The sequence below is a fragment of the uncultured Salinibacterium sp. genome (assembly GCF_963974405.1).
Classification (GTDB): Bacteria; Actinomycetota; Actinomycetes; order Actinomycetales; family Microbacteriaceae; genus Rhodoglobus.
The window spans coordinates 1-23,598 of the sequence record NZ_CAXBBH010000004.1; the positions used below are offsets into that span (position 1 = coordinate 1).

At 58.8% G+C, this 23,598-nt stretch carries 22 protein-coding genes and 1 pseudogene; 14 read left to right on the forward strand and 9 right to left on the reverse strand.

From position 1 onward, the window contains the following. The 4 genes and pseudogenes from AACZ26_RS12355 to AACZ26_RS12370 form a co-directional block, all read left to right on the forward strand. Positions 1 to 621 (forward strand): annotated as a pseudogene (locus tag AACZ26_RS12355) (hypothetical protein); the annotation flags it as partial. Between the two features lie 570 nt (positions 622 to 1,191). Next, complete coding sequence (locus AACZ26_RS12360; protein ID WP_339621993.1) at positions 1,192 to 1,551, forward strand: helix-turn-helix transcriptional regulator; 360 nt, start codon at positions 1,192 to 1,194, stop codon at positions 1,549 to 1,551. Further along, positions 1,548 to 2,156: a cadmium resistance transporter gene (locus tag AACZ26_RS12365; RefSeq protein ID WP_339622251.1), complete on the forward strand. Its 609-nt coding sequence runs from the start codon at positions 1,548 to 1,550 to the stop codon at positions 2,154 to 2,156. Before AACZ26_RS12360 ends, AACZ26_RS12365 begins: the two co-directional genes overlap by 4 nt. Positions 2,157 to 3,153: 997 nt before the next feature. Next, a complete protein-coding gene (locus AACZ26_RS12370; protein ID WP_339621995.1) occupies positions 3,154 to 3,300 on the forward strand; it encodes a hypothetical protein in 147 nt (48 codons plus the stop codon). A gap of 48 nt (positions 3,301 to 3,348) precedes the next feature. Here the strand turns inward: AACZ26_RS12370 and AACZ26_RS12375 are convergent, their stop codons facing one another. Further along, positions 3,349 to 6,378 (reverse strand): lamin tail domain-containing protein, encoded by a 3,030-nt coding sequence (locus tag AACZ26_RS12375; protein WP_339621996.1) that lies wholly within the window; start codon positions 6,376 to 6,378, stop codon positions 3,349 to 3,351. A 182-nt stretch (positions 6,379 to 6,560) separates the two neighbouring features. Here AACZ26_RS12375 and AACZ26_RS12380 point away from each other — a divergent pair, with 182 nt between their 5' ends. From AACZ26_RS12380 to AACZ26_RS12400, 5 genes are all read left to right on the forward strand, one after another. After that, positions 6,561 to 6,866, forward strand: coding sequence for a hypothetical protein (locus AACZ26_RS12380; RefSeq protein WP_339621998.1), 306 nt, complete (start codon positions 6,561 to 6,563; stop codon positions 6,864 to 6,866). Beyond that, positions 6,863 to 7,165 (forward strand): transcriptional regulator, encoded by a 303-nt coding sequence (locus tag AACZ26_RS12385; protein WP_339621999.1) that lies wholly within the window; start codon positions 6,863 to 6,865, stop codon positions 7,163 to 7,165. The genes AACZ26_RS12380 and AACZ26_RS12385 overlap by 4 nt, the downstream gene beginning before the upstream one ends. Positions 7,166 to 7,272: 107 nt before the next feature. Next, complete coding sequence (locus tag AACZ26_RS12390) at positions 7,273 to 9,663, forward strand: excinuclease ABC subunit UvrA (protein ID WP_339622002.1); 2,391 nt, start codon at positions 7,273 to 7,275, stop codon at positions 9,661 to 9,663. 74 nt (positions 9,664 to 9,737) lie between these two features. Beyond that, positions 9,738 to 10,133 carry a VOC family protein gene (locus AACZ26_RS12395; RefSeq protein ID WP_339622004.1) on the forward strand — a complete coding sequence of 132 codons (396 nt, stop codon included), beginning with the start codon at positions 9,738 to 9,740 and terminating at the stop codon, positions 10,131 to 10,133. 50 nt (positions 10,134 to 10,183) lie between these two features. Then, complete coding sequence (locus AACZ26_RS12400; RefSeq protein WP_339622006.1) at positions 10,184 to 10,555, forward strand: YchJ family metal-binding protein; 372 nt, start codon at positions 10,184 to 10,186, stop codon at positions 10,553 to 10,555. 27 nt (positions 10,556 to 10,582) lie between these two features. Here AACZ26_RS12400 and trpD read toward each other — a convergent pair whose 3' ends face one another. Beyond that, positions 10,583 to 11,638 (reverse strand): anthranilate phosphoribosyltransferase, encoded by a 1,056-nt coding sequence (gene trpD, locus AACZ26_RS12405; protein WP_339622007.1) that lies wholly within the window; start codon positions 11,636 to 11,638, stop codon positions 10,583 to 10,585. Positions 11,639 to 11,716: 78 nt separating this feature from the next. Here trpD and AACZ26_RS12410 point away from each other — a divergent pair, with 78 nt between their 5' ends. Genes AACZ26_RS12410 through AACZ26_RS12425 form a run of 4 tightly spaced genes read left to right on the forward strand, consistent with a single transcriptional unit; the run spans position 11,717 to position 15,908 of the window. Beyond that, a complete protein-coding gene (locus tag AACZ26_RS12410) occupies positions 11,717 to 12,352 on the forward strand; it encodes a heme-copper oxidase subunit III (RefSeq protein WP_339622008.1) in 636 nt (211 codons plus the stop codon). A 17-nt stretch (positions 12,353 to 12,369) separates the two neighbouring features. Then, the gene (locus AACZ26_RS12415) at positions 12,370 to 13,179 is read left to right on the forward strand and encodes a cytochrome c (RefSeq protein ID WP_339622009.1); all 810 of its coding nucleotides are present in this window, start codon (positions 12,370 to 12,372) and stop codon (positions 13,177 to 13,179) included. Between the two features lie 39 nt (positions 13,180 to 13,218). Further along, positions 13,219 to 14,295, forward strand: a complete 1,077-nt coding sequence (locus tag AACZ26_RS12420; RefSeq protein WP_339622010.1) for a Rieske 2Fe-2S domain-containing protein — start codon at positions 13,219 to 13,221, stop codon at positions 14,293 to 14,295. Further along, the gene (locus tag AACZ26_RS12425) at positions 14,292 to 15,908 is read left to right on the forward strand and encodes a ubiquinol-cytochrome c reductase cytochrome b subunit (RefSeq protein WP_339622012.1); all 1,617 of its coding nucleotides are present in this window, start codon (positions 14,292 to 14,294) and stop codon (positions 15,906 to 15,908) included. Before AACZ26_RS12420 ends, AACZ26_RS12425 begins: the two co-directional genes overlap by 4 nt. Positions 15,909 to 16,506: 598 nt before the next feature. Here the strand turns inward: AACZ26_RS12425 and AACZ26_RS12430 are convergent. The 6 genes from AACZ26_RS12430 to AACZ26_RS12455 form a co-directional block, all read right to left on the reverse strand. Continuing rightward, positions 16,507 to 16,974 (reverse strand): GNAT family N-acetyltransferase, encoded by a 468-nt coding sequence (locus AACZ26_RS12430; RefSeq protein ID WP_339622014.1) that lies wholly within the window; start codon positions 16,972 to 16,974, stop codon positions 16,507 to 16,509. Beyond that, positions 16,943 to 17,365: a cytochrome c oxidase subunit 4 gene (locus AACZ26_RS12435; protein WP_339622015.1), complete on the reverse strand. Its 423-nt coding sequence runs from the start codon at positions 17,363 to 17,365 to the stop codon at positions 16,943 to 16,945. Before AACZ26_RS12435 ends, AACZ26_RS12430 begins: the two co-directional genes overlap by 32 nt. 3 nt (positions 17,366 to 17,368) lie before the next feature. After that, positions 17,369 to 19,048, reverse strand: a complete 1,680-nt coding sequence (gene ctaD, locus AACZ26_RS12440) for a cytochrome c oxidase subunit I (protein ID WP_339622017.1) — start codon at positions 19,046 to 19,048, stop codon at positions 17,369 to 17,371. Positions 19,049 to 19,053: 5 nt separating this feature from the next. After that, entirely contained in the window at positions 19,054 to 19,911 is an 858-nt protein-coding gene (coxB, locus tag AACZ26_RS12445) for a cytochrome c oxidase subunit II (protein WP_339622018.1), read from the reverse strand. A gap of 137 nt (positions 19,912 to 20,048) precedes the next feature. Beyond that, on the reverse strand, positions 20,049 to 20,405 hold the full coding sequence (locus AACZ26_RS12450) for an iron-sulfur cluster assembly accessory protein (protein WP_339622020.1): 357 nt from the start codon (positions 20,403 to 20,405) through the stop codon (positions 20,049 to 20,051). Positions 20,406 to 20,414: 9 nt separating this feature from the next. Next, positions 20,415 to 21,833 carry a dipeptidase gene (locus tag AACZ26_RS12455; RefSeq protein ID WP_339622021.1) on the reverse strand — a complete coding sequence of 473 codons (1,419 nt, stop codon included), beginning with the start codon at positions 21,831 to 21,833 and terminating at the stop codon, positions 20,415 to 20,417. A gap of 38 nt (positions 21,834 to 21,871) precedes the next feature. On the opposite strand from AACZ26_RS12455, the gene AACZ26_RS12460 reads away from it, so the two are divergent. Then, complete coding sequence (locus tag AACZ26_RS12460) at positions 21,872 to 22,453, forward strand: DUF3043 domain-containing protein (RefSeq protein WP_339622022.1); 582 nt, start codon at positions 21,872 to 21,874, stop codon at positions 22,451 to 22,453. A gap of 61 nt (positions 22,454 to 22,514) precedes the next feature. Here AACZ26_RS12460 and AACZ26_RS12465 read toward each other — a convergent pair whose 3' ends face one another. Beyond that, the gene (locus AACZ26_RS12465) at positions 22,515 to 23,546 is read right to left on the reverse strand and encodes a quinone-dependent dihydroorotate dehydrogenase (protein ID WP_339622023.1); all 1,032 of its coding nucleotides are present in this window, start codon (positions 23,544 to 23,546) and stop codon (positions 22,515 to 22,517) included. Positions 23,547 to 23,598 lie beyond the last annotated feature (52 nt).

Here is a 23,598-nt window from a genome sequence, read left to right on the forward strand (position 1 = left end):
GTTCGCTTCCTGAGTCGAGAGCGCACGACCAACAGCGTCGACGTTCCTGTCCGGCTTGCGCAAACGACGCCAATGCCTACGCAGCGGCAGCGCATGAACCACATCAAGACCCTGATGGAAGCAGTCAATCTCAACGAATCAACGCGCGTCGCTGGGCTGATTTTCCTCCTCTTCGGCATCCCTATCGGTCGGCTTTGCATGATGACCGTCGACCAGGTCGATGTTCGGCCGACGGGCATCACAATCCTGCTCGGCAAGAATCCTGCGCCCGTCCCCGAGGTTCTGATCCCTCTATTCCTCGCGCATCTGCACGCACGCGACTCCGCCGGCACGGTGAACACGGGCTCGATTTGGCTCTTCCCCGGGGCTAGGGCCGGTAGGCCTAAGTCCCCCAACACCCTTCTGCTGCAGCTCCGAGACGGAATCGGCATCGACATTCAGGGCGTGAGGAACAGGACGATCCGGGGCCTAGTCGAGGAGATCGACCCGAGCTCATTGGCGAAGATGCTCGGCTACAGCAAACAAGTCATGAGCAAGCATGGATCGGCCGCAACGGTTCCCTGGTCGAGTTATGCCGTTGGAAAGAACCCCCGCTTCGCGAAAGAGAAGCCAACCCAGTAGAAGCTCAGTTTCTCGGACCACGGGATCCATAACTCACTCGGCGGAACCGGCGCGCACGCTGAGCGCTGGAGACCGAGCTCGCAACCAACGGGGTCTCATGTCACTTGCCGCGCTAGTTCGGAAGAGTTGACAATGGCGGAATGCCGGATTTGCGGGCAACTCGATATGTGCTCCAGTCGGCGGTTTGACACACTATTCCGGGAACCTCCGCGACCCACCGCCCCGGGATGCGCTGGAGCCGGCGGAATCGAGCCTTCGATGGCGACTCCGCCCAGCCTCTCCCCTCGCTCAGACTCAGCAACCTGTCTTGCATCCCATAGGTTTTGGCACATGTACGTTACGAGACACATGGGACATGCGGAGCGTACAAGGATCCTCCTGCGTGACCGATCGCTGCGCCGATGGACCGCCGCGAGCCGAATGGACTGAAACGACTCGCCGAGCATGCGAGGGAGCCCTTGATGTCGATCGGCGACTCACTGACGAGCCCGAATCGCGGCGCGTTGCGACGCTATGCGGCGTTCAGGCGCGAATCCATCGATTGCACAGTGAGTGGTGTATATTCATTGAGTGCTGACTATAACTCCCCGCCTAGACGTGATGAACCGACTCGGCCGCGCAATGGCCGATCCGACGCGATCGCGCATCCTCTTGACCCTGCTAGATGGCCCGATCTACCCGGCGGCAGTGGCCCGCGAGCTGGGCCTGAGCCCGTCCAACGTCTCCAACCATCTGACCTGCCTCCGCGATTGCGGAATCGTTGTGGCTGAGCCTGAAGGGCGCCGCACTCGCTACGAGGTTGCCGACCCCCGATTGACAGCTGCACTCACTGCCCTGCTCGAAACCACCCTGGCCGTGGATCACGAGGCAGAGTGCCTCGACCCCACATGCATGGTTGAGGCATGCTCCACGACGGAGGCAAGGGCATGATCTTCCTCTCTATCCTGCAAGCAATCGGTCTGTTCCTCGTTACGAACATTGACGACATCATCGTGCTGTCGTTGTTCTTCGCTCGCGGTGCGGGCCAGCGGGGAGCCACGCGGCGAATCCTTATCGGGCAGTACCTGGGATTCGCGGGCATCCTCGGCGCAGCCGTGCTTGTAGCGCTTGGCGCAGGCATCTTCCTGCCTCCTGAGTTCATCCCCTATTTCGGCCTCATCCCGTTGGGTCTTGGACTCTGGGCGGCTTGGCAGGCATGGCGCAACCGGGGCGATGACGATAACGATGACGACGAGGCCAAGATCGCAGGGAAGAAGGTCGCCGTATGGGCTGTCGCCGGCGTGACCTTCGCTAACGGCGGCGACAACATCGGCGTGTACGTCCCGGTGTTCCTGAGCGTCGGCCCCGGCGCTGTGCTCGCCTACTGTGTCGTGTTCCTCGCCCTCGTTGCCGTGCTCGTGATGATCGCGAAGTTCATCGCTACACGACGCCCAATCGCAGAGATCTTGGAACGATGGGAACACGTTCTGTTCCCGCTCGTCCTGATCGGCCTCGGCATCTTCATCCTGGTTAGCGGTGGAGCCTTCGGGCTCTGAGAACCTCAGAACACACAACTGCTCCAGACGTCAACCAACCGACGTCTGGAGCAGTTCCGCGTTCACTCCCCCGACCGACGTCGGTGGACCTGGCGAAAACGATCGGCGGAAGTCGCGAAGCCACCTCCTGGACAGGAACTGCCAGACGCATTGCTGGCATTTGATCGCAAGATGGTGGAGAAGGTCCAGCCTTCCGGCATCGGACGCTGCGCCCCGATGGCGCGAAATGTGTCTTGCATCCCTTGGGATGCGAGACGTCTCGGCGCAGGTCCGCGTTTGCGGGAACCCAATCCTCTCCTCGCTGTCGCGACGATTCTCATAACTATGGCGCATAACCGATGGCAGCTTTTCCGGTACTCAATGTTAGTTACGAGACACTCGGCAAGGAGACGCGCAGCGCCGCTGAGCACCGACTTCGCGTTCACTGGCGGGCGCAAAGCAGGCGGTCCCGAATCTCCGGGTGGCAATTGTCCGAACTAGCGTGGCAAGTGACATCTCAGCGATGCTGTCGCAACTGAAGCCCGCGAAGAACCGCATAGACGCCGAAAATAACCGCCACTACAGTGAGCGCCCACGCACCGGTGAAGCCAATCGAGGAACCTGAAGCGCAGTAACTTTCTGCGCCCACTTCGATTGCATAATCGACGCATCGGCCAGTTTGAAATCCGAACGCCAAGAGGGGCACAACTACCACGGCAACGACCGCCGCGGCAAACCAACGTGTACCGCCTTGCCTTCCGGTATGCCTCATGAGCCAACACTAGCGAGGCGTGCAAACACGCCCCATCAGCACAGAGATTGAACATGCCGAAGCCAGACCCATAGCCGAGAACAGATAACTAGGTTCCCCAGTTAGAGAGAGAACCCTCCCTCACGATGGTCAAACGCCCTGAACGCTCTGAGCGCCACACCCGCCGTGTTGGGCGTTCTGGACTCGCGCGCGGCTAGCTCGCGCGACGTTCTCGCCGAAACGACGCCGCTGTTCTAGAGTGAAGTAATGGACTTTACCTCACTTGCCCTCAGTGTCGTTTTCATAAGCGTTTTCTTTTATGTGCTCTACCGCGTCGTACGGGTAGCTGTTCGCGATGGCATCCTGCTCGCTGAGGAGGAAAAGCAGTCAGGAGAGAATCCCCCGCTCGGCTAAAGCAAGGAGGCGCCACGGTATGCGGCGCCTCCCCGGTAGCGGGCTGCGTTAGATCAACGCCGTCTCGCGGCGGCGAATCATGACCATGGCAATTCCGGCGATCAGCAGAACCAGCGGTAATTGAGTAGGCAACGCTGACGACGATCCGGTGAAGGCGAGGGCCTCGGTCGGAAGTGCCGTGATGGTTATGTTTGCCCAGCCAATGAGTGAACCATCCGCCGCCGTCACCACGAGGCGGTGTGCACCGGGAGCGATCGTCGATGGCACTCGAGCCGACACTGTTCCTGCGGCAGATACTGTCGGTGATCCGAGCAACGTCGGTGTCGAATAAATCCACGTGTTCACGACATCGCCGGCGTAGTCGACACCAACAGTGATCGTGACAAGCTCTCCGGGTCGCGCGCTCTGAGGACCGGAGACAGAACCACGATTTCCCTCCGTGAGGCTGTCCCCTGGCACAGCGACCGGCGTGGACGGCACGGACGGATCTGTCGGATCGCTCGGGTCAGTCGTCACCGTACAGTCGATGGCGCCCGCTCGCAGCGCAAAACCGTCAGTGTTCGAGTCATCCGACCAGAACACCGCTTTCGAACCAGAGACGCACTTCGACTGCGGCGCGACCGCGAATCCCTCATTGTTGAGGTTCGGCATCCCGGTGGGGCGGTCGAAAACGGTCGCGACCTTGAATGAACCGTCCGCTGCGCCATCCTGAGCAATCTCAAGAAGCGCACTACGCCCCTCGCAAGTGTCATCACAGACCGCCCACAGCGCGCCGAGCGCAGGATCGAATTCGAGCTCCATGACGCTGACGAATCCACTCTCGATCGTCGCCACGCGCTCGTACGAGCCCGAGTTCTGGTCGAGGGCATAAGCGTAGATCGATCCATTTGCTTCGAGACCCACGAAGAAGAGTCCGTTGCCGTGACCTCCATAGCTGCTTGGATCGTAGCGGGCCTTGGTGTTCTCGTCCATGAAGCCTTCCGCAACGAGGTAGCTGTCGGGAATCCAGGCGATACCCTCAAGCCCCGAGTTCGCTGCGACAGCCGGAAGGTCAGCGGTAAGGTTCCACTCCTGACTTGCCGTCAATTCGGATGCCGCCCCAGACACGTCGTAGCGAAGAATCGTCGGGCGGCTCAGTCCACTGTTCGAGTTATCACGCTCGCTGGCGATGAAGACTCCCCCGGATGCTCCCACCGATGTCAACGCCACGCCCTCGGCATCCACGTCGCCGGAGCCACTGGCGTAATGCAGCAGCTTGCCATCGCTCCACGAGTGCGACTCCTCCGGCACCCAGTTAGTTCCGTCGAAGACGAGCTTGTACAGCGCGCCGGGCCCATTCTTGGCCGCCCAGAGCACATCTCCCGAAGTGGCGGCTTCGAACGCGAGGCCACTCATGTTGTCGCTAAAGGCATCTCTCGCGTTCACGGTCGTGATCGCGGATCTACCGGGCCAAGGCGACGTTTCAATCTCGCCGACACAGCTGTTCGCCGCACCCTTAGTCGATACCTTCGATGCGGCAAACTCACCGGTTCCATCAGGGCACCGTGCATAGGTCGTCGCAGCGTGCAAGGTCCACGCGTAGCTGTCGAGCAGCGTCACGCCGTCCACGTCGAACAGCCGAGCGGAGTCTCCCCCACCCAACCCAAAGTCGGGCTCAACAACGAGGTACTCGCCGGATGCGATCGTCGTGCCGGCAGCGAGCGTGAAGGCGTGACTGTCATCGTTGTCCTTGAGGATGAAGCCCGAGACATCCACTGCAACTGAACCGTTGTTCTTCAGCTCGACCCAGTCGCTCGTGTCGCCGTTGGACTCGACCTCGTTGATGCGGATGGGGGCGCTGCAATCGTTGACGTACCCCTTCGTCGGGCTCGTCGTGTCGACAAAACTCGAACCGCACACCCCCAGTGTCGTCGGCGAATGACCGCTCCAACTGCGGGCGTCAATCGCGGTCACACCGTCAGCGGCGAACACACGAACAGAGTCGGCGGTGCCGAGACCGAAGCTCAGCGCAGGCTGATCAAAGACGTAGTAGCCCCCGGCTACTATCGATGTTCCGACAGGAATGAAAGCAACATGGGTGTCATCATTGTCCTGAACGATCCAGCCGGAAATGTCAACGGCAATGCTGCCGCTATTGAAGAGCTCCACCCAGTCTGTCGCGTCGCCGTTCGACTCGATTTCGTTGATACGAACGCTCGGGAGCTCGACAGCGACGCAGTCATTAGAAGCACCCTTCGTCGTCGTGACCGTTGTTGCGAACTCGCCAATACCATCGGGGCAGCGTCCGTAGCTTGTGCTCGCATGCGCTGACCAACTGTAGCTGTCGATCACTGTCGCGCCGTCGGTGTCAAAAACTCGAGCGGAGTCCGCCCCGCCTAAACCAAACGTCGGCTCGAACGCGTAGAAAGCACCCGGTTCAATCGTCGTCCCGTTGGCGATTGCATCGGTGCGGGTATCGTCGTCGTCCTTAACCATCAAGCCCGAGACATCGACGGTGAAGTCGGAGATGTTGGTCAGCTCGATCCAGTCGCTCGTGTCGCCGCTCGACTCAACCTCATTGATTCGCACGGCGGCGGCAGCAGAGATTTCGCAGGCATTAGCAGCACCCTTGGTTGAGGCCACCGTGTCGCGGAACTCCCCCACCCCATCGGCGCAGCGACCATACGTGACGGCCGCGTGACCATTCCACGTAAAAGTATCGATCAGGGTCACGCCATCGACCGCGAACAAGCGCGCGCTGTCTGCCTTACCCAGCCCGAAGCCCTCCGGGTTTGCATCGTCGTTGACATCGACGACGAAGTACTCACCTGGAGCAATTGTTGAGCCGTCAGGGAGCGCCAGCATGCGCGTGTCGTCATCATCTTTGGCGATCCAGCCCGAGACATCCACCGTTTCAGTCCCGGTGTTGATGAGTTCGATCCAGTCAAAGTCATCACCGTTCGACTCGACTTCGTTGATGCGAACCGATGAGAGCTCCGCGGCGTCCGCTGCGATTGGCGGCGCTAGCGCAGGGGTTGCCGCGAGCGGCACCGCCAACGCGAGAGTGATGATGAGGGCGGCAAAGGGCCGTCTGCGCATGGTGGTGCCCTTCGAGGCTGCGAGGAGAATGCCAGGTCGGGAGAACGGGCGTACGCAGTCTTGGGGAGCCGGGTGAACCGCCGATGAACGGCAATCAACGAGTCAGCGCTCGGGAATTGAGAGTCGGCGATACGTCCACACGCTGGGCACACGTCAGGCGCTGATTGGGCGCTGTCGGAGGTTTGCTCGTTTCATCCGCCGATAATGCAATTGCGTCATCCCTTTTCATGCTCGTTGCGATTGCAGGGATCTCGGTTTCTTTCGTGATCACGGAATCACGGTGGACCCTCCCCGCCGCTGGTTTTGAGTGGGGATCGATACAGTGGACAGCGTTTGGAATAGCCACGTGCACACTCTTCGCCCTCTCCCTTTTCTATCCTCTGTCGGCGACTCTCTCCCCCGAGTTCTATGCGGGCCTGGGCGTTGCAGTGTTCCTCATCATGGCCGCGGCATCTGCTCTGCCAACGCGCACAGAAGTCACGGCATGAAGCACCCGCGCCACCAGCTCGATGATGCCTTCATCACGCCGGTCAGGCTTTCCCTCCTGGCTGCGCTCGGCCCCGACAAAGAGATTGACTTCGCCACGCTTAAAGAGTTCCTCGAGGTTGACGATTCAGTGCTCAGCAAAGCGATCAGCTATCTGGCGGAAGTCGGCTACGCGAAGGTCGTTAAAGGAACTGTCGGCAATCGACCGCGCACGTGGGTGACTGCGACGGCATCTGGGTATCGCGCATATCAGCGGCACCTGGTCGCTCTGCGCGCAATCACAGAGGCTGAACCGCGCTAAAGCGTAGACAAATTCTCCACCCCGTTTACTCGGGACTCGAGATAATGGTTTCACGCATCCGCGAATCGCAGAATCGCGACATTCGCACCGCTGGGGAGGAACCCACAATGACTAGTACAAGCGACCGCGACGTCCCCAGCACCCACGCCGCAGACAGCCATGAACTGATTCGGGTGCGCGGCGCTCGCGAAAACAACCTCGCGGACGTGAGCGTCGACATTCCGAAACGTCGTCTCACTGTGTTTACAGGTGTCTCGGGCTCAGGCAAGAGTTCCCTGGTCTTTGGCACCATCGCCGCCGAGTCGCAGCGGATGATCAACGAGACCTACAGTGCGTTCCTTCAGGGCTTCATGCCTTCGCTCGCACGCCCCGACGTCGACGTGCTCGAGGGTCTCACGACTGCGATCATCGTCGACCAAGAACGCATGGGTTCCAACGCCCGCTCGACAGTCGGTACCGCCACCGATGCCAACGCCATGCTGCGTATCGTGTTTAGCCGCCTCGGTGACCCGCATGTGGGATCACCGCAAGCCTTCTCCTTCAACGTGGCCTCCATCTCCGGCGCCGGTGCGGTCACCTTTGAAAAGGCCGGCGTCACGACCAAGGAGCGTCGCGAGTTCAGCATCACCGGCGGCATGTGTCCCACGTGCGAAGGTCGTGGCACCGTCAACGACATCGATCTCACGCAGCTCTACGACGACAGCAAGTCGCTCGCCGAGGGCGCGCTGACCATCCCCAACTACACCGCCGACGGTTGGATGGTGCGCATCTTTACCGAATCAGGTTTTCTCGACCCCACTAAACCCATCAAGGACTACACCCCAACTGAGTTGCACGACTTTCTCTACAAAGAGCCAGTTAAAGTCAAGCTGCAGTCGATCAACATGACCTATGAGGGACTGATTCCCAAGATTCAGAAGTCAATGCTGACGAAAGACCGCGAAGCAATGCAGCCACACATCCGCGCTTTTGTCGATCGCGCCGTGACCTTCACTGCGTGTGCCGAGTGCGGTGGCACTCGCCTCAATGAGGGAGCCCGAGCATCCAAGGTCGCCGGAATCAACATCGCGGATGCCTGTGCCATGCAAATCAGCGACCTCGCCGAATGGGTACGCGGCCTGGACGAGCCGTCCGTCGCACCGCTGCTGGAGGGTCTGCAACAAACGCTCGATTCCTTCGTCGAAATTGGACTCGGCTATCTCTCTCTCGATCGCCCCGCCGGAAGCCTGTCGGGTGGTGAAGCTCAGCGCACCAAAATGATCCGGCATCTCAGCTCATCTCTCACCGACATCACCTACGTTTTCGATGAGCCCACAATCGGCCTCCACCCGCACGATATTCAACGAATGAACGAGCTTCTGTTGCGCCTGCGCGACAAAGGCAACACAGTGCTCGTCGTGGAACACAAGCCAGAAACTATTTCGATCGCCGATCACATTGTTGACCTCGGCCCTGGTGCGGGAACCAACGGCGGACACATTTGCTTCGAAGGCAGCTTCGACGAGCTGCGTCAGAGCGACACCGTCACAGGCCACCACATCGACGACCGCATGTCGGTCAAAGACGAAGTGCGCTCTCCCACCGGCGTCATGAATATCCGCGGAGCAGACGCCCACAACCTCAAGAACGTGGATGTCGATATCCCGCTCGGAATCCTGGTCGTCGTCACGGGCGTGGCTGGCTCCGGCAAAAGCTCGCTCATCCACGGGTCTGTCGTGCCGCGCGAGGGCGTCGTCTCTGTCGACCAAGCCGCCATCAAGGGCTCCCGTCGCAGCAACCCCGCCACTTACACAGGACTCCTCGAACCAATTCGTAAGGCATTCGCGAAAGCCAATGGGGTGAAGCCAGCGCTCTTTAGCCCAAATTCTGAGGGTGCCTGCCCGAACTGCAACGGCGCCGGCGTAATCTACACAGACCTCGGGGTCATGGCGACAGTTTCCACCCCGTGCGAGGTGTGCGAGGGCAAGCGGTTCCTCGCCTCAGTGCTTGACTACACCTTGGGTGGTCGCAACATCAGCGAGGTTCTAGGGATGTCAGTTGCAGAGGCGGAAACCTTTTTCGGCAAAGGCGACGCTCGCACTCCTGCAGCACACGCCATCCTGAACCGGCTCGTCGATGTCGGACTCGGTTACTTGCTTCTTGGCCAGCCGCTGCCGACGTTGTCGGGCGGAGAGCGTCAACGCCTCAAACTTGCCGCCCAAATGGCAGACAAAGGCGACGTCTATATCTTGGATGAACCAACCACAGGTCTGCACCTCGCCGACGTCGAACGCCTTCTCGGGCTGCTTGACCGCCTCGTAGATTCGGGCAAGTCCGTCATCGTCGTTGAGCACCACCAAGCCGTGATGGCCCACGCTGACTGGATCATCGACCTTGGTCCCGGGGCAGGAAACGAGGGGGGCTCGATCGTTTTTGAAGGCACCCCCGCTGATCTCGTTGGGCAGGGCAAGTCTCTCACCGGCAAGCATCTCGCGCAGTACGTCGGGTCAGCCCGCTAGACCAAGGGGCCCAGTGCTCCTTGAGCGCTAAATTCCCTCTGGACGGCTAGAGGCCCGAGTGGAACACTGAATCCATGAGCCGGATCATTTTCCCCAATATCGCTGTGAGCGACCTTGAGAAAGCGAAGGCTTTCTACACGGCACTCGGGTTCCCCATAAACGAAGATTTTACCGACGAGAACGCGGCCTGCGCGGTTGTGGACGACAACATTTTCCTTATGCTCCTCTCCCCCAGCTTCGCTAGCGAGCACGAGCTATTTCCTCACACTGCAACACCCTCTATGTCTCTCGCCTTTAGCGCGGAGAACCGCACGGAAGTCGACACGTTATTTACCAACGCGATCACCGCTGGCGCACAACCTCGACGCGACACAATCGACCTCGGCTTTATGTATTCCCGTGGCGTTAGTGATCCTGACGGGCATCAGCTGGACTTTGTGTGGATGGATATGTCAGAGAGCCCCGACTAGAAGTCGCCGAACAGCGATTGACGCTGCCGCGAACTCGGTAATCTGGAAATATGAACCCGTGCCCTTGCCAGTCAGCAGAGCTCTACGACGACTGCTGCGCTCGGTTTCACCGCGGCGAGACGCTCGCCCCCACCGCCGAACGGCTTATGCGCTCTCGGTACAGCGCCTACGCATTGAACCTGGCCGACTATCTCATGAGCACTTGGCACTCTTCAACACGCCCGAAAATGCTGGAGCTTGATGCGGATGTTCGGTGGTTCCGACTCGACATCGTTTCGCGCACCAAGGGCAGCATGTTCGACACCACCGGCACTGTCGAATTTCGTGCTCACTATCGACTCGATGGCGCGGCAGATCAACAGCATGAAAACAGTAGATTTGTGCGTGAAAGCGGCGCTTGGCTTTACGTCGACGCTGTGTAACCGCTGCGACTGCGAGAGAACTTAGTTCTAGCGGTTAGTGGCGGCTACCCATTCGTCGAGCTTCGCACTTGCACGCCCGGAATCGACGAGATCTTCGGCGCGATCAAGCTGCTCGCGAAGTCGCTCCACCAGTGGACGCCGGCTTTGATCAGCGTCCTTGGCGAGTTCGAATGATGCGAGACCCGCAGCGGCGTTGAGAAGCACGACGTCACGCGCTGGTGACTTCTCGCCAGCAAGAATCGCGCGAATAACCTGAGCGTTGTACTCAGGGTCCTTCCCCAGAAGCGCTTCAATCGGCGCGCGAGGAATGCCAAGTTCGAGCGGATCGAGGTCGTGCTCGGTAACGGAACCACGAGAAACTTCCCACACGTGGCTATGACCTGTAGTCGTCAACTTATCGATCCCGTCATCGCCGCGGTACACAAGCGCTGTTGCCCCACGCGTCTGGAACACACCAACGAGTAGCGCGACTCGCTCGCGACTCCCCACACCGACAGCGGACGCCTGTGGTCGAGCAGGGTTGCACAGCGGACCAAGGATATTAAAAAGAGTGGGAATCCCCATTTCACGGCGGGTCGGTCCCGCATGAGCAAAACCGGGGTGGAAGAGCGCGGCATACACGAAAGTAATACCAACCTCATCTAGCACCTCGGCAACTCGTTCCGGAGTGAGATCAAGATTGAGCCCGAGAGCACTGAGAACGTCGGATGCTCCGCTCTTGCTGCTCGCGCCGCGATTGCCATGCTTAATGACGGGCACGTCCCCCGCCGCGGCGATTACTGATGCAACCGAGGAGATGTTGAGCACGGCGCCGTACGGATCCCCGCCCGTGCCCACAATATCCAGTGCCATCGGATCGACCGATAGCGGAAGTGCGCTTGTTAGCGCTGCGTCACGGAATCCAACAATCTCGTCGACAGTTTCGCCCTTGATGCGAAGTGCGATCAACATCGCAGCCAACTGAGCGGATGTTGCCTCGCCGACCATCACTGAATTCATCGCCCAGGATGCTTGGCCTATCGACAAGTCCTTGCCGGAGACAAGGGTTGCAAGGATTTCTGGCCAAGTTGGGATTGCAGACATGACTGAAATCCTAGCCATCCTGAAGCGACTGGCCGGAGATTGAAAAACTTACGTCGAGTTATCAGCCATAATAGATACGTGACCAAAGCTGCCCTCAACCGCTCTCTTGGAGCCCAGTCTGTCCAGCGACCGAACACTGTTGCGGTCGGTACCATTGTTTGGCTAGGTAGCGAGGTGATGTTCTTCGCCGGCCTTTTCGCCATCTACTTCACGCTGAAGTCAGTGTCCCCCGAATTGTGGGCCGAGCAGACTGAGAAGCTCAACGTACCTTTCGCCACCACGATCACCATCGTGCTCGTGCTGTCTTCTGTGACTTGCCAGTTCGGTGTCTTCGCTGCTGAGCGCATGCAAGTGAGCCGCACCGGTTCCTTGTTTGACATGCGCAAGTGGGGCATGACCGAGTGGTTCTTCATGACGTATGCAATGGGTGCCGTCTTCGTCACGGGTCAGGTCTATGAGTACGCAATGCTCGTTTCTGAGCACGTCAGCCTGTCAAGCGATTCCTACGGATCAGCTTTCTACATCACCACCGGATTCCACGGGCTCCACGTTGCGGGTGGCTTGATCGCCTTCCTGCTCGTGCTCGGTCGAGGCTTCGCAGTCAAGAATTTCGGACACAAAGAGGCAACGACCGCAATCGTTGTTTCCTACTACTGGCACTTTGTCGACGTAGTGTGGATCGGCCTCTTCCTCATCATCTACGTGCTCAAATAAGAAACGGAATAGAAGTAATGGCCACAAAGGCAGCTCGCGCGTCACGCAGGACTCAGCCTGCTGGTCGACGCCATCCCCTTGCGACTGTAGCCCTCCTGCTCGTCGGCCTCGTGGGAACGGGCGGCGCATATGCGCTGTTCACCTCGAGCGCAACGGCAGAGACAAGCGCATCCGCTGAAGCTCTTGTCGAAGAAGGCGGAAAGCTCTTCGCAGCAAACTGTGCAACATGTCACGGTCTTGACCTCGAAGGAACGACTCAAGGCCCCACGCTCATCGGCGTTGGTGCAGCGGCGACGGACTTCCAGGTCGGAACCGGTCGCATGCCGATGGCGATCACAGGCCCTCAAGCAGAAGTCAAGCCTGTGCAGTTCACCGAAGAGCAAATCCAAGCCCTCTCAGTATTTGTTGCAGCCCAGAGCCCTGGCCCGGCGATTCCCGCAGACATGTACCTCACGGGTGACGGCGACGTCTCCAATGGCGCCGAACTCTTCCGCATCAACTGCGCCATGTGCCACAACGTTGCCGGTGCAGGTGGAGCGCTCACCGAGGGAAAGTACGCGCCCGCGCTGTCGGGAGTTACTTCGAAGCACGTCTATGAAGCAATGTTGACGGGTCCGCAGAACATGCCCGTGTTCAACGACACGAACCTTTCTCCTGAAGAGAAGGCCGACATCATCACGTACCTCAAGTACCTAGACGAGACGCCATCCGTTGGCGGATTCACGCTCGGATCGCTCGGCCCCGTTTCGGAGGGCCTGTTCATCTGGATCTTCGGCCTCGGCGCGATCGTGGCAATCACGATCTGGCTCACGGCTAAGTCAAACTAGCTAGCGACCGCTTTGCAGCGGACGGTTGAAGGGATAAGAATGGCAGACGACCACGGCGATACCGCCGGCAGCACGGCTGCGGGTAAGGACGTCGAGAAGCACGGCGCTCCTGCACACAGTGCAGGCACCGCCGTCGTCGCATCCGAAGAGGTACCCAATCCAGGGTTTCTCCCGCATCGCCCGCGCGTAACGGACCTCGATCCGAAAGTAGACAAGCAGCAGGAGCGTCGAGTATCAACGCTATTTGTGCTTTCGATCCTCGGAAGCGTGCTCGCTGTAGTTGCCTACTTTGCGTTCCCCATCGAGCCAGGCAATATGCCGTCAGTGCGCAACAACACGCTCTTCTTGGGTCTGGGAATTACTCTCGGCCTCTTGGGGATCGGTGTCGGCGCCGTTCACTGGTCGAAGGCGCTCATGCAGGGCCACGACCTTGTTGAGCAGCGCCACGGAACGCGCGGCAGCGAAGAAGCCCGCGCTAAGGCCATTGAGGTCTTCACACTGGGCAACAAGGAGTCCGGTTTCGGTCGCCGCACGCTACTGCGCAACACCCTGATCGGCGCCCTCGTTGTCACCCCGCTCCCCGCTATCGTGCTCTTCCGCGACTTGGCACCAGCCGACAACCCGGTCGATTTGCTCAAGCACACGTTCTGGGAAAAGGGAATGCGCTTGACGCGTGACCCCAGCGGAACCCCGATCAAGGCTTCTGACCTCACGATCGGTTCAGCTTTCCAAGTGATCCCCGAGGGCCTCAACGACTCCGAGCACCGAATCGAAGAGAAAGCTAAGGCAGCCGTTCTCCTCGTTCGTCTCAAGCCGGAAGATCTGCAGGTTTCAGAAGGGCGCGAAGACTGGAACTACGACGGAATCGTCGCATACTCCAAGATTTGTACCCATGTGGGATGCCCGGTTGCACTCTACGAACAGCAGACGCACCACTTGCTGTGCCCGTGCCACCAATCTCAGTTCGATATCAAGCGCGAAGCAGCCGTTATCTTCGGCCCAGCAAAGCGTCCACTTCCGCAATTGCCAATTACGGTCGACTCAGAGGGTTATCTCATCGCTCAGAGCGACTTCACTGAGCCCGTCGGACCAAGCTTCTGGGAGCGCAAGCTATGACAACCACCCCCACCCAGAGCGCACAGCCCAAGACTCGGGGACAGCGGTTCACCGGAGCTGCAGCGAACTACATTGACGAGCGCACCAGCATCTCCGGCTTGGTCAAAGAGGTAGGTCGCAAGATCTTCCCCGACCACTGGTCGTTCATGCTCGGCGAGGTTGCTCTGTACAGCTTCATCGTCATCCTGCTCTCCGGAACGTTCCTGACGTTCTTCTTCGAAGCATCAATGGTCGAAGTTCACTACGAGGGTTCTTACGCACCACTCAAGGGAATCGAAATGTCCGCCGCTATGGCGTCGACGCTCGATATCTCCTTTGATATTCGTGGTGGACTCTTGATGCGCCAGATCCACCACTGGGCTGCGCTGCTCTTCGTAGCGTCCATCGGTCTGCACATGCTCCGCGTTTACTTCACAGGAGCATTCCGCAAGCCTCGCGAGATCAACTGGTTCATCGGTTTCGTTCTCTTCGTTCTTGCTATGGCTGAAGGCTTCACGGGCTACTCACTCCCCGATGACCTGCTCTCCGGAAACGGACTGCGCATCATCGACGGAATGGTCAAGGGAATCCCGGTTATCGGAACGTGGATCTCATACCTGCTGTTTGGTGGAGAGTTCCCTGGCGTAGACATTGTCAGCCGTCTCTACATCCTCCACATCATGTTGCTGCCGGCGATCATCATTGCCGCAATCGGTATCCACATGCTGCTGCTGGTCATCAATAAGCACACTCAGTTTGCTGGCCCCGGCCGCACCAACGACAACGTCGTAGGCTCCCCCGTCATGCCTGGTTTCGCAGCCAAGGCCGGTGGATTCTTCTTCATCGTCTTCGGTGTAATCACGCTGATCGCTTCGACCTTCTCCATCAACCCGGTCTGGGTGTACGGGCCTTACGACCCCTCCCCTGTTTCGGCAGGAACCCAGCCTGACTGGTACATCGGATTCGCCGACGGCGCGCTCCGACTCGTGCCGCCAGGGTGGGAAACTGAGTGGTTCGGCTTCACGTGGTCGTTCAACATCATTGCTCCTCTGGTGATCTTGGGACTCTTCATCGCGATCGTGGCGTTCTACCCCTTCATTGAGGCGTGGATCACCGGAGACAAGCGTGAGCACCACATCGCTGACCGCCCGCGTAACGCTCCGACCCGTACCGCCATCGGTGCAGCCGGCGTAACGTTCTACGCAGTCCTCTGGGCCGCTGCGAGCTCTGACCTCATAGCAACGCACTTCAAGCTATCGATTGAGGGAGTTATACACTCCTGTCAGGCTCTGCTCATCTTCGGACCGATCATCGCTTACTTCATCACGAAGCGCGTCTGCCTCGGTCTGCAGAAGAAGGACCGCGAGATCGCTCTCCACGGCTACGAGTCCGGACGCATCGTACGCTTGCCGCACGGCGAGTACATCGAGGTTCACGAGCAGCTTGATGAGTACGAGCGCTGGAAGCTCGTCAGCTACACGGACTACAAGCCGTTGATGATTCGCCCGAATGACCAGGGCCGCATCACCTTCGGACAGCGACTCCGTGCCTCGGCTTCGCGCTGGTTCTTCGAAGACCGTATTGCTCCTGTTTCCCAGAAGGAGATCGAAGACTCTAAGGACGGGCACCACTAACACCGCTCCCCTGTTTAACGCCTATGGGCCTCACCGAGAAGTTATCGGTGGGGCCCATAGAGTTTTGCGCGGACCCTCGATAGTCACACGGACCCTCGATAGTCAGATGAGGCCCTCAACGCTCGTGGGTAGCTGAGGGGCACGCGAACTCGGAGCCACCATCGCGCGTCAACAACGCTAAAGGTGTCGGCACAACTTGGGATCACGGCTGCACCGAACTACGCAGCCAGTCACCTGACCAGCCCGAGAAGAGCATTCGCGAGTACTGCGACTGCGACTAAATTCGTCCAGCCGGCGATGCGTCGGACCGGCCTCTCAACACACAGCGGAATCTGCGGGATCGGATGGCAGCGCCCGAGTGCGGGTTTCTGTGTCAGGCCGGAATCTAGCTCACACCGTGCACGTCCGGATCGGAGAAGCTTCGCTGGGCGTCCGCATCGCTGTGGATTGCGCGGGCACTGCGCATGGGGACCTAAATCGCGTTCACTGGCAGGGCGATAACTAACTCGAGGTACTCGTGACGAAGTACGCCGAGAACGTCTCAAGGACGCACACGCAGCGCGGGATCGCCTGGCTCAGGTCCGTCCGCGGGGGCCAGTCAGTCTTGATCAAATACCCTTTTGAGGAAATCTGCGGTCGACATGTAGCCAATCCGCTCAAAGAAGTCTGCGGAACCGCGGCTGGGAACCGTGAGCTGCCGCACACCACGTTCTTGACAGACCTCTTCGACGGCCTCGACGAGTCGAGTACCTATGCCTGTGCTCTGCACGGTGCTGTCTACAACCAACTCTTGAAGTTGAGCTGAGCTGCCGTTTGTGTGCAGGAGGTGTGCAATCGTCGCGAACGCGTACCCAACAACCCCGTCTGGGGTCTGCTCGGCGACCAACATGAGGGTGCTCGCACTATCGTCGACCGCGTGGTCGAAAGCGGCGTCAAACGCTGCTCGGTCGGGCGCGTACTCAGTTCCGAGTTGTTTCAACAGTTCGAATACTGAGGCCGCGTCATCAGCGGTCGCGGGACGTATCTGCACAGCGTCAGTGAGCGAAGTATCCGCGGTAGTACTCATACGTCCAGCCTACGAGGCTGACGATGAGGATACCCCCGCCAATAAAAGCAATCCACGGCCCGATCGCGACGCCCAAGAACACGAGCGAAGCGGCCGCCGCGAGAACGATGGGCCACCAGCTCCAGGGGCTAAAGTGCCCCTGTTCTGCGTCGCCATCCTCGATGTTGGCATCCATGCGGTCTTCGGCGAGCTCGGCACCCTGAGCTTTGTGTACCTTGCCGAGATAGAAGGCAATGAGAGCCCACAGAAGTCCGCTCAGGAGCAGGGTGATACTCCCCACCCACTCAATACGCTGATGAGCGGGATCCAAGAGTGACCACACGGTGTACAGCGCAGTCAGGATGAAGAAGAAAACTGTCAGAATCCAATAGAGCTTGACGTTTGCGTTCATCGGTTACTTCACCTTCTCATCTGCGAGGTCATACACAGGTGCTTCTGGCGCATCTTTGCCTGGACCAACGCCAACAGGAATTCCTGCTTCAGGGTGGTTCAAATCGAATGCGGGAGACTCCGAGCGGATGCGCGGAATTGACGTGAAGTTATGACGCGGAGGCGGGCAGCTCGTCGCCCACTCGAGCGAACGTCCGTAGCCCCACGGGTCATTGACCGTGACCTTGGGCGCCTTGCGGGCCGTCACGTAGACGTTGTAGAGGAACGGGATCATCGAGATCGCGAGAACAAATGCACCGATCGTCGAGACCTGGTTCATCCACGTCACGCCGTCTTCTTCAAGGTACGTGCGGTAACGACGCGGAAGAGCGACGACACCGGCCCAGTGTTGGATGAGGAAGGTCATGTGGAAACCGATAAACAGCAACCAGAAGTGGATCTTTCCCAGACGCTCGTTGAGCATCTTTCCCGTCCATTTGGGCCACCAGAAGTAGAACCCACTGAACATGGCGAACACAACGGTTCCGAATACGACGTAGTGGAAGTGGGCTACGACAAAGTAGGTGTCCGAAACGGGGAAGTCGAGCGGCGGGCTGGCCAAGATAACGCCGGTAAGCCCACCGAAGGTGAACGTAACGAGGAAGCCAATCGCCCACAACATGGGAGTTTCGAAGGTGATCGAACCGCGCCACATTGTGCCGATCCAGTTGAAGATCTTCACACCCGTTGGCACCGCGATGAGCATTGTCATGAGCGAGAAGAACGGGAGAAGTACAGAACCGGTGACGTACATGTGGTGAGCCCACACCGTTACCGAAAGAGCGGCGATCGAGATCGTTGCGTAGATCAGGGTGCTGTAGCCGAAGATCGGCTTACGACTGAAGACGGGGAATACTTCAGAGACAATTCCGAAGAACGGCAGCGCAATGATGTAGACCTCAGGGTGGCCGAAGAACCAGAAGAGATGCTGCCAGAGCAGAACACCGCCGTTCGCCGGGTCGTAGATATGAGCATCAAACACACGGTCTGCGGCGAGGCCGAACATGGCTGCGGCCAAAACGGGGAAGGCCATGAGGATCAGCAGCGACGTCACGAGAGTGTTCCAGGTGAAGATCGGCATGCGGAACATCGTCATGCCGGGAGCACGCATCGTGATGATGGTGGTGATGAAGTTGACGGCACCGAGAATCGTTCCGAAACCGCTCATTACAAGGCCGAAGACCCAGAGGTTTCCACCGATACCGGGCGAGAACGTTGTGCTAGAGAGAGGCGCGTAAGCGAACCAACCGAATGATGCCGCGCCTTGAGGCGTGAGGAATCCGGCGACAGCAATGAGCGAACCAAAGCTGTAGAGCCAGTAAGCGAAAGCGTTGAGTCGCGGGAACGCTACGTCAGGGGCACCGATCTGAAGCGGCATGAGAACGTTTGCGAACCCAGCGAACAGAGGCGTTGCAAACATCAACAACATGATCGTTCCGTGCATCGTGAACAACTGGTTGTACTGCTCACCGGTTGCGACGATGGCGAGACCCGGCTCAAAGAGCTGAGCACGGATTACTAGCGCCATCACACCGCCGAGAAGGAAGTAAAAGAATGACGTGATCAGGTACATGTACCCAATAGTTTTGTGGTCCGTCGAGGTGATCCAGTTCACCATGACGTTGCCCTTACGTTCGACGCTCATGAGCCCTATTCCTCGTCGCTGCTGCCGTTGCCGGGCAAGTTCTGGTTGACGTTGTATTCAAGTCCGATTTGACCATCGAAGCCTGCTGCACGCTGACCCTCGATGTAATCGTCGTACTCAGCTTGGGAGACAACTTTTACCGTGAAGAGCATGAGCGAGTGATATTCACCACAGAGCTCAGCGCACTTTCCTTGGTACGTGCCTTCCTTCGTGGGGATGAAGTACATGTAGTTGCTCTTGCCGGGGATCATGTCCTTCTTGTAAAGGAAGTCCACCACCCAGAAAGAGTGAATAACGTCGCGAGACTCAATTTTGATCTCAACCTTTTTGTCAACAGGCAGAACCAGTTGCGGAAGGTTGTCGACGTCTACAGTTCCGTCGGGATTGAAGTCTGCTTGCACACCTGCGCTATAGACGTTGTCGTCAACGTAGTTGAAGTCCCAGGCCCAACGCTTACCGATGACCTCAATAGAGACATCCGGATTGACCTCGACCTTTTCGATTTCCGCTTGATCACGCGCAGTGAAAGCGAAGAAACCGATCACCAAGATGAGCGGAACGATGGTGTAAAACACTTCGATCGGCATGTTGTATCGAAGCTGAACGGGGAGACCCGTCTGGCCGCGACGACGGCGGTATACGACGGCGGCCCAAATGATAAGCCCCCACGTGATGACACCCACCACGAGCAATACCATCCACGATGTTACCCACAGGCCGATAATGCGGCTGGTGTGGTTAGTGGTTTCGGGATCTCCCGGGAGCCAGCCCTGCAATTGCTCTTGAGTACAGCCGGTCAGGACCAGCATCGTAACCAGAGCGAGTGGGATCGCTGCCCATCGAATTCGGCGGTTAGAGCGCACCTGTGACCTCTCGAAGAACACGGACTAATACCTTTCCAGTGTATATGCAGCGAGAGGGGGTAATACTTACCGGCTCGCCCCGCACAAGCGAAAAGGTGCACCAAATCGGCGCACCTTCTCGCAAAATTGCTATGAAATTAGTGAAAACTGTCGCCGCAGGCACAGCTGCCCTCGGCGTTGGGGTTGTCGATAGTGAACCCCTGCTTCTCAATCGTGTCTTCGAAGTCGATGCTCGCACCCTCAAGATACGGAACACTCATTTTGTCGACGACAACCTCGACGCCATCACCGAAATCACGGCTGACATCTCCATCGAGGAAGCGCTCGTCGAAGTAGAGCTGATAGATGAGCCCTGAGCATCCGCCCGGCTGAACCGCCAAACGCAGACGCAGGTCGTCACGGCCCTCTTGCGACATGAGACTACGAACCTTGTTCGATGCAGCCTCAGTCAGTGCAACACCGTGGGTGTCAGTTTCAACAGCGGAATCAGTCATGACGTAATTCTACGCCCGCCTTTCCAACTTTGCGAGCAGGAGCGCCTCCGTGAGGATCGCGCGCTTGAAGACACCGAGATGCAGCGACTCATTAGGACTGTGCGCGCGAGACTCGGGGTCCTCCACTCCGGTGACGAGAATCTGCGCCTCGGGGAACACCTCGACGAGGTCAGAGATGAAAGGTATCGAACCACCAATTCCCGTCTCCAGCGGCTCATTTCCCCAGGCTTCGTGCATTGCAGATTTGACGACCTCAACGGCCCAGCCACTCGTATCGACCAAGAACGGGCTGCCTTTGTCCACGTCTGAAATCTCAAGGTGCGCACCGAATGGCGCGTGTGCCTCGAGGTGATCACGCAGCGCAATAAACGCAGCTTCGGGATCCTGACCAGGCGCTATTCGAGCACTGACTTTAACGGTCACGCTCGGTGCCAACGTGTTCGATGCATTCATCACGGTCGGAGCGTCGATTCCCGTGATCGTCACCGATGGCTTGTCCCATAGGCGGCTCAATACGCTGCCATCGCCAATTGACGAAACACCATCAAGCAGTCCCGCCTCGTGACGCAATTTCTCTTCGCTGTACTCGGGCGTGTGGGAGTCACGGCTCGTAAGCCCGTCGACCGCGACGGCTCCGTCCTCGCCGTGCAGGGTTGCTAGGAGCTTGATAGCCGCAAGCATGGCATCCGGAACCGCTCCCCCAAACATCCCTGAGTGCGACGCATGAGCCAATGTGGAAATCTTGAGCTTGAACGTCACGTTGCCGCGAAGGCCAACCGTAAGCGACGGGGTGTTGATGTCCCAGTTGTCCGAGTCGGCGACAACGATGACATCCGCAGCCAACTTCTCGCGGTTCTCCTTAATGAAGTTGGCAAATGAGCGCGAACCAAATTCTTCTTCTCCTTCGAAGAAGGCCACAAGCCCCAGATCGAAGTCATCGCCCACTGTTTCTGAAAATGCGCGAATAGCCGCCACGTGCGCCATGATTCCGGCCTTATCGTCGGCGGCACCACGCCCGTAAAGGCGGTCGCCACGCACAGTCGGCTCGAACGGTGGTGAATCCCAATCTTCGTCGTTGCCGGGAGGCTGTACGTCATGATGCGCGTACAGCAAGATGGTGGGCTTGCCGTTCTTGGCTTGACGCGTAGCCAGAACGGCGGGATGCCCGAGAGTTTCGCCCTCGATGGGCGCACGAGCCAGCTCAACAGAGTCAAATACACCGATGCCTTCGATCAATGCCTTGGCCGCTTCGGCGCTGCGCTTTACCTGATCAGAATCAAAACCGTCCCACGACACTGACGGGATACGAACCAAAGATGCCAGCTCCGCAATCGTGGCAGGCAGTGCTGCTTCCACAGCCTCAGTGAGGGGAACGAGCAGAGGATCGGGGGTCGTCGACGCTGACGTCGGATGCGGCGTGTGAGTCATACGAGTAATCTTAGATCGACACCAACGCAAGGAACCCCGTGGCAAAAGCATCTTCGACCAATAACACCCCAGCTCCCGAGAGTTCTGACGAGCACGATACCGTCAGCGCTGGAAAGGGTCGTCCAACTCCCACTCGCAAGGAGCGTGAGGCGGCAAATCTGCGTCCTCTCGTCTCCAACGACCGCAAAGAAGCGCGTCGTACGGCTCGAACCCAGATGCAGGCTGAGCGTGAACGAGCGCGCATCGGCATGGCTAATGGCGAAGAGAAGTACCTTCCCATCCGCGATCGCGGCCCCCAGAAGCGCTTCGTTCGAGACTATGTCGACGCCCGCTTCAATGTAGGCGAGCTACTGGTGCCGATGATGTTCGCGGTAATTATCATGACGTTTTTTCCTCAGCCCGAAGTGCAGGTCATTGGGCTCATGGCGCTGTGGGGCTTCTTCCTCGTTGCCGCGATCGATGCCATATTGCTTGGCCTTCGGCTGCGAAAGAAGCTCGCTGAAAAGTTCGGAGAGTCACGTGCCGAACGCGTTCGTTGGTATGCAGCAATGCGCTCGCTCCAACTGCGCATCATGCGCTTGCCGAAACCGCAGGTCAAGCGCGGCCAGTTTCCCGTCTAACCGCTGTGCGAGCGTAATAGAGCCATTCCATCGTTGACCGCAGCTGGCTACGCATAGGCAGCTACGAGGCGTCGGAGCGGAGCAGTTTCGGGAGGCGAGCGTTGATCGATCGCGCCCAGAACGGACCGCGATAGATGAATCCCGTGTAGCCCTGCACGAGGGTGGCCCCTTCACGAAGCCGCTGCGCCACGTCCTCTGCAGTCTCGACTCCGCCGACAGAGATTACGCAAAACTCGGCCGGCACAACCGTGCGGATGATGCGGAGCAATTCGAGCGAGCGTGCCGCGACTGGTTTGCCCGATACTCCCCCGGCCCCTGCTGCCTCAACCGTCGCCGCAGGAGTTTTCAGCCCTTCACGCGAGAGGGTCGTGTTCGTCGCGATAATGCCGTCGAGTTCATCGACGGCGAGGCGAGCGATCGCGCGCGCTTCATCATCAGTCACATCTGGCGCGATCTTCACAAGCACAGGAGTGTCTCCCGCGGCCGCTTTTACCGCTGTAAGAAGAGGCTTCAATTTGTCGATCTCCTGCAGCCCCCGCAGACCAGGAGTGTTCGGTGAACTGACATTGACGACAAGATAATCGGCAAGCGGTGCAAGCGCTCGAGCACTCGTGAGGTAATCCGCCACAGCATCCTCGACAGCGACCACTCGCGATTTGCCTATATTGATGCCGATGACCGGTCGCCCAGTGCGGCGGCGCGCACGATCAATAACGGCTGACGCTCGCATAGCGCCCGCATTGTTGAAGCCCATGCGGTTGACTACCCCGCGGTCGGCCACAAGTCGAAAAAGACGGGGCTTCGGGTTGCCCGGTTGAGGAAGAGCCGTGATGGTTCCGACTTCAACGTGGCTGAATCCCAGTTGCCCCAACCCGTGAATGCCGACGCCTGACTTATCGAAACCAGCGGCCACACCAAAAGGCGAATCGAAAGTGAGCCCCAGAGTCTCAACGCGTAACGATGGATCCGCCGAACGTTGGAAGAGCTTTCCCACGCCCAAGGCAGGAAGAGCTCGAATGACCGCAAAGGCGAGAGAGTGCGCGAACTCCGGATCGAGCCGTTTGAGAACAGTGCGGAAGAGGAAGTCGTACATAGCTAGTGGTGCTCTCAGAGATAGAAGGCGGGAACATCAATACGTCACCGTG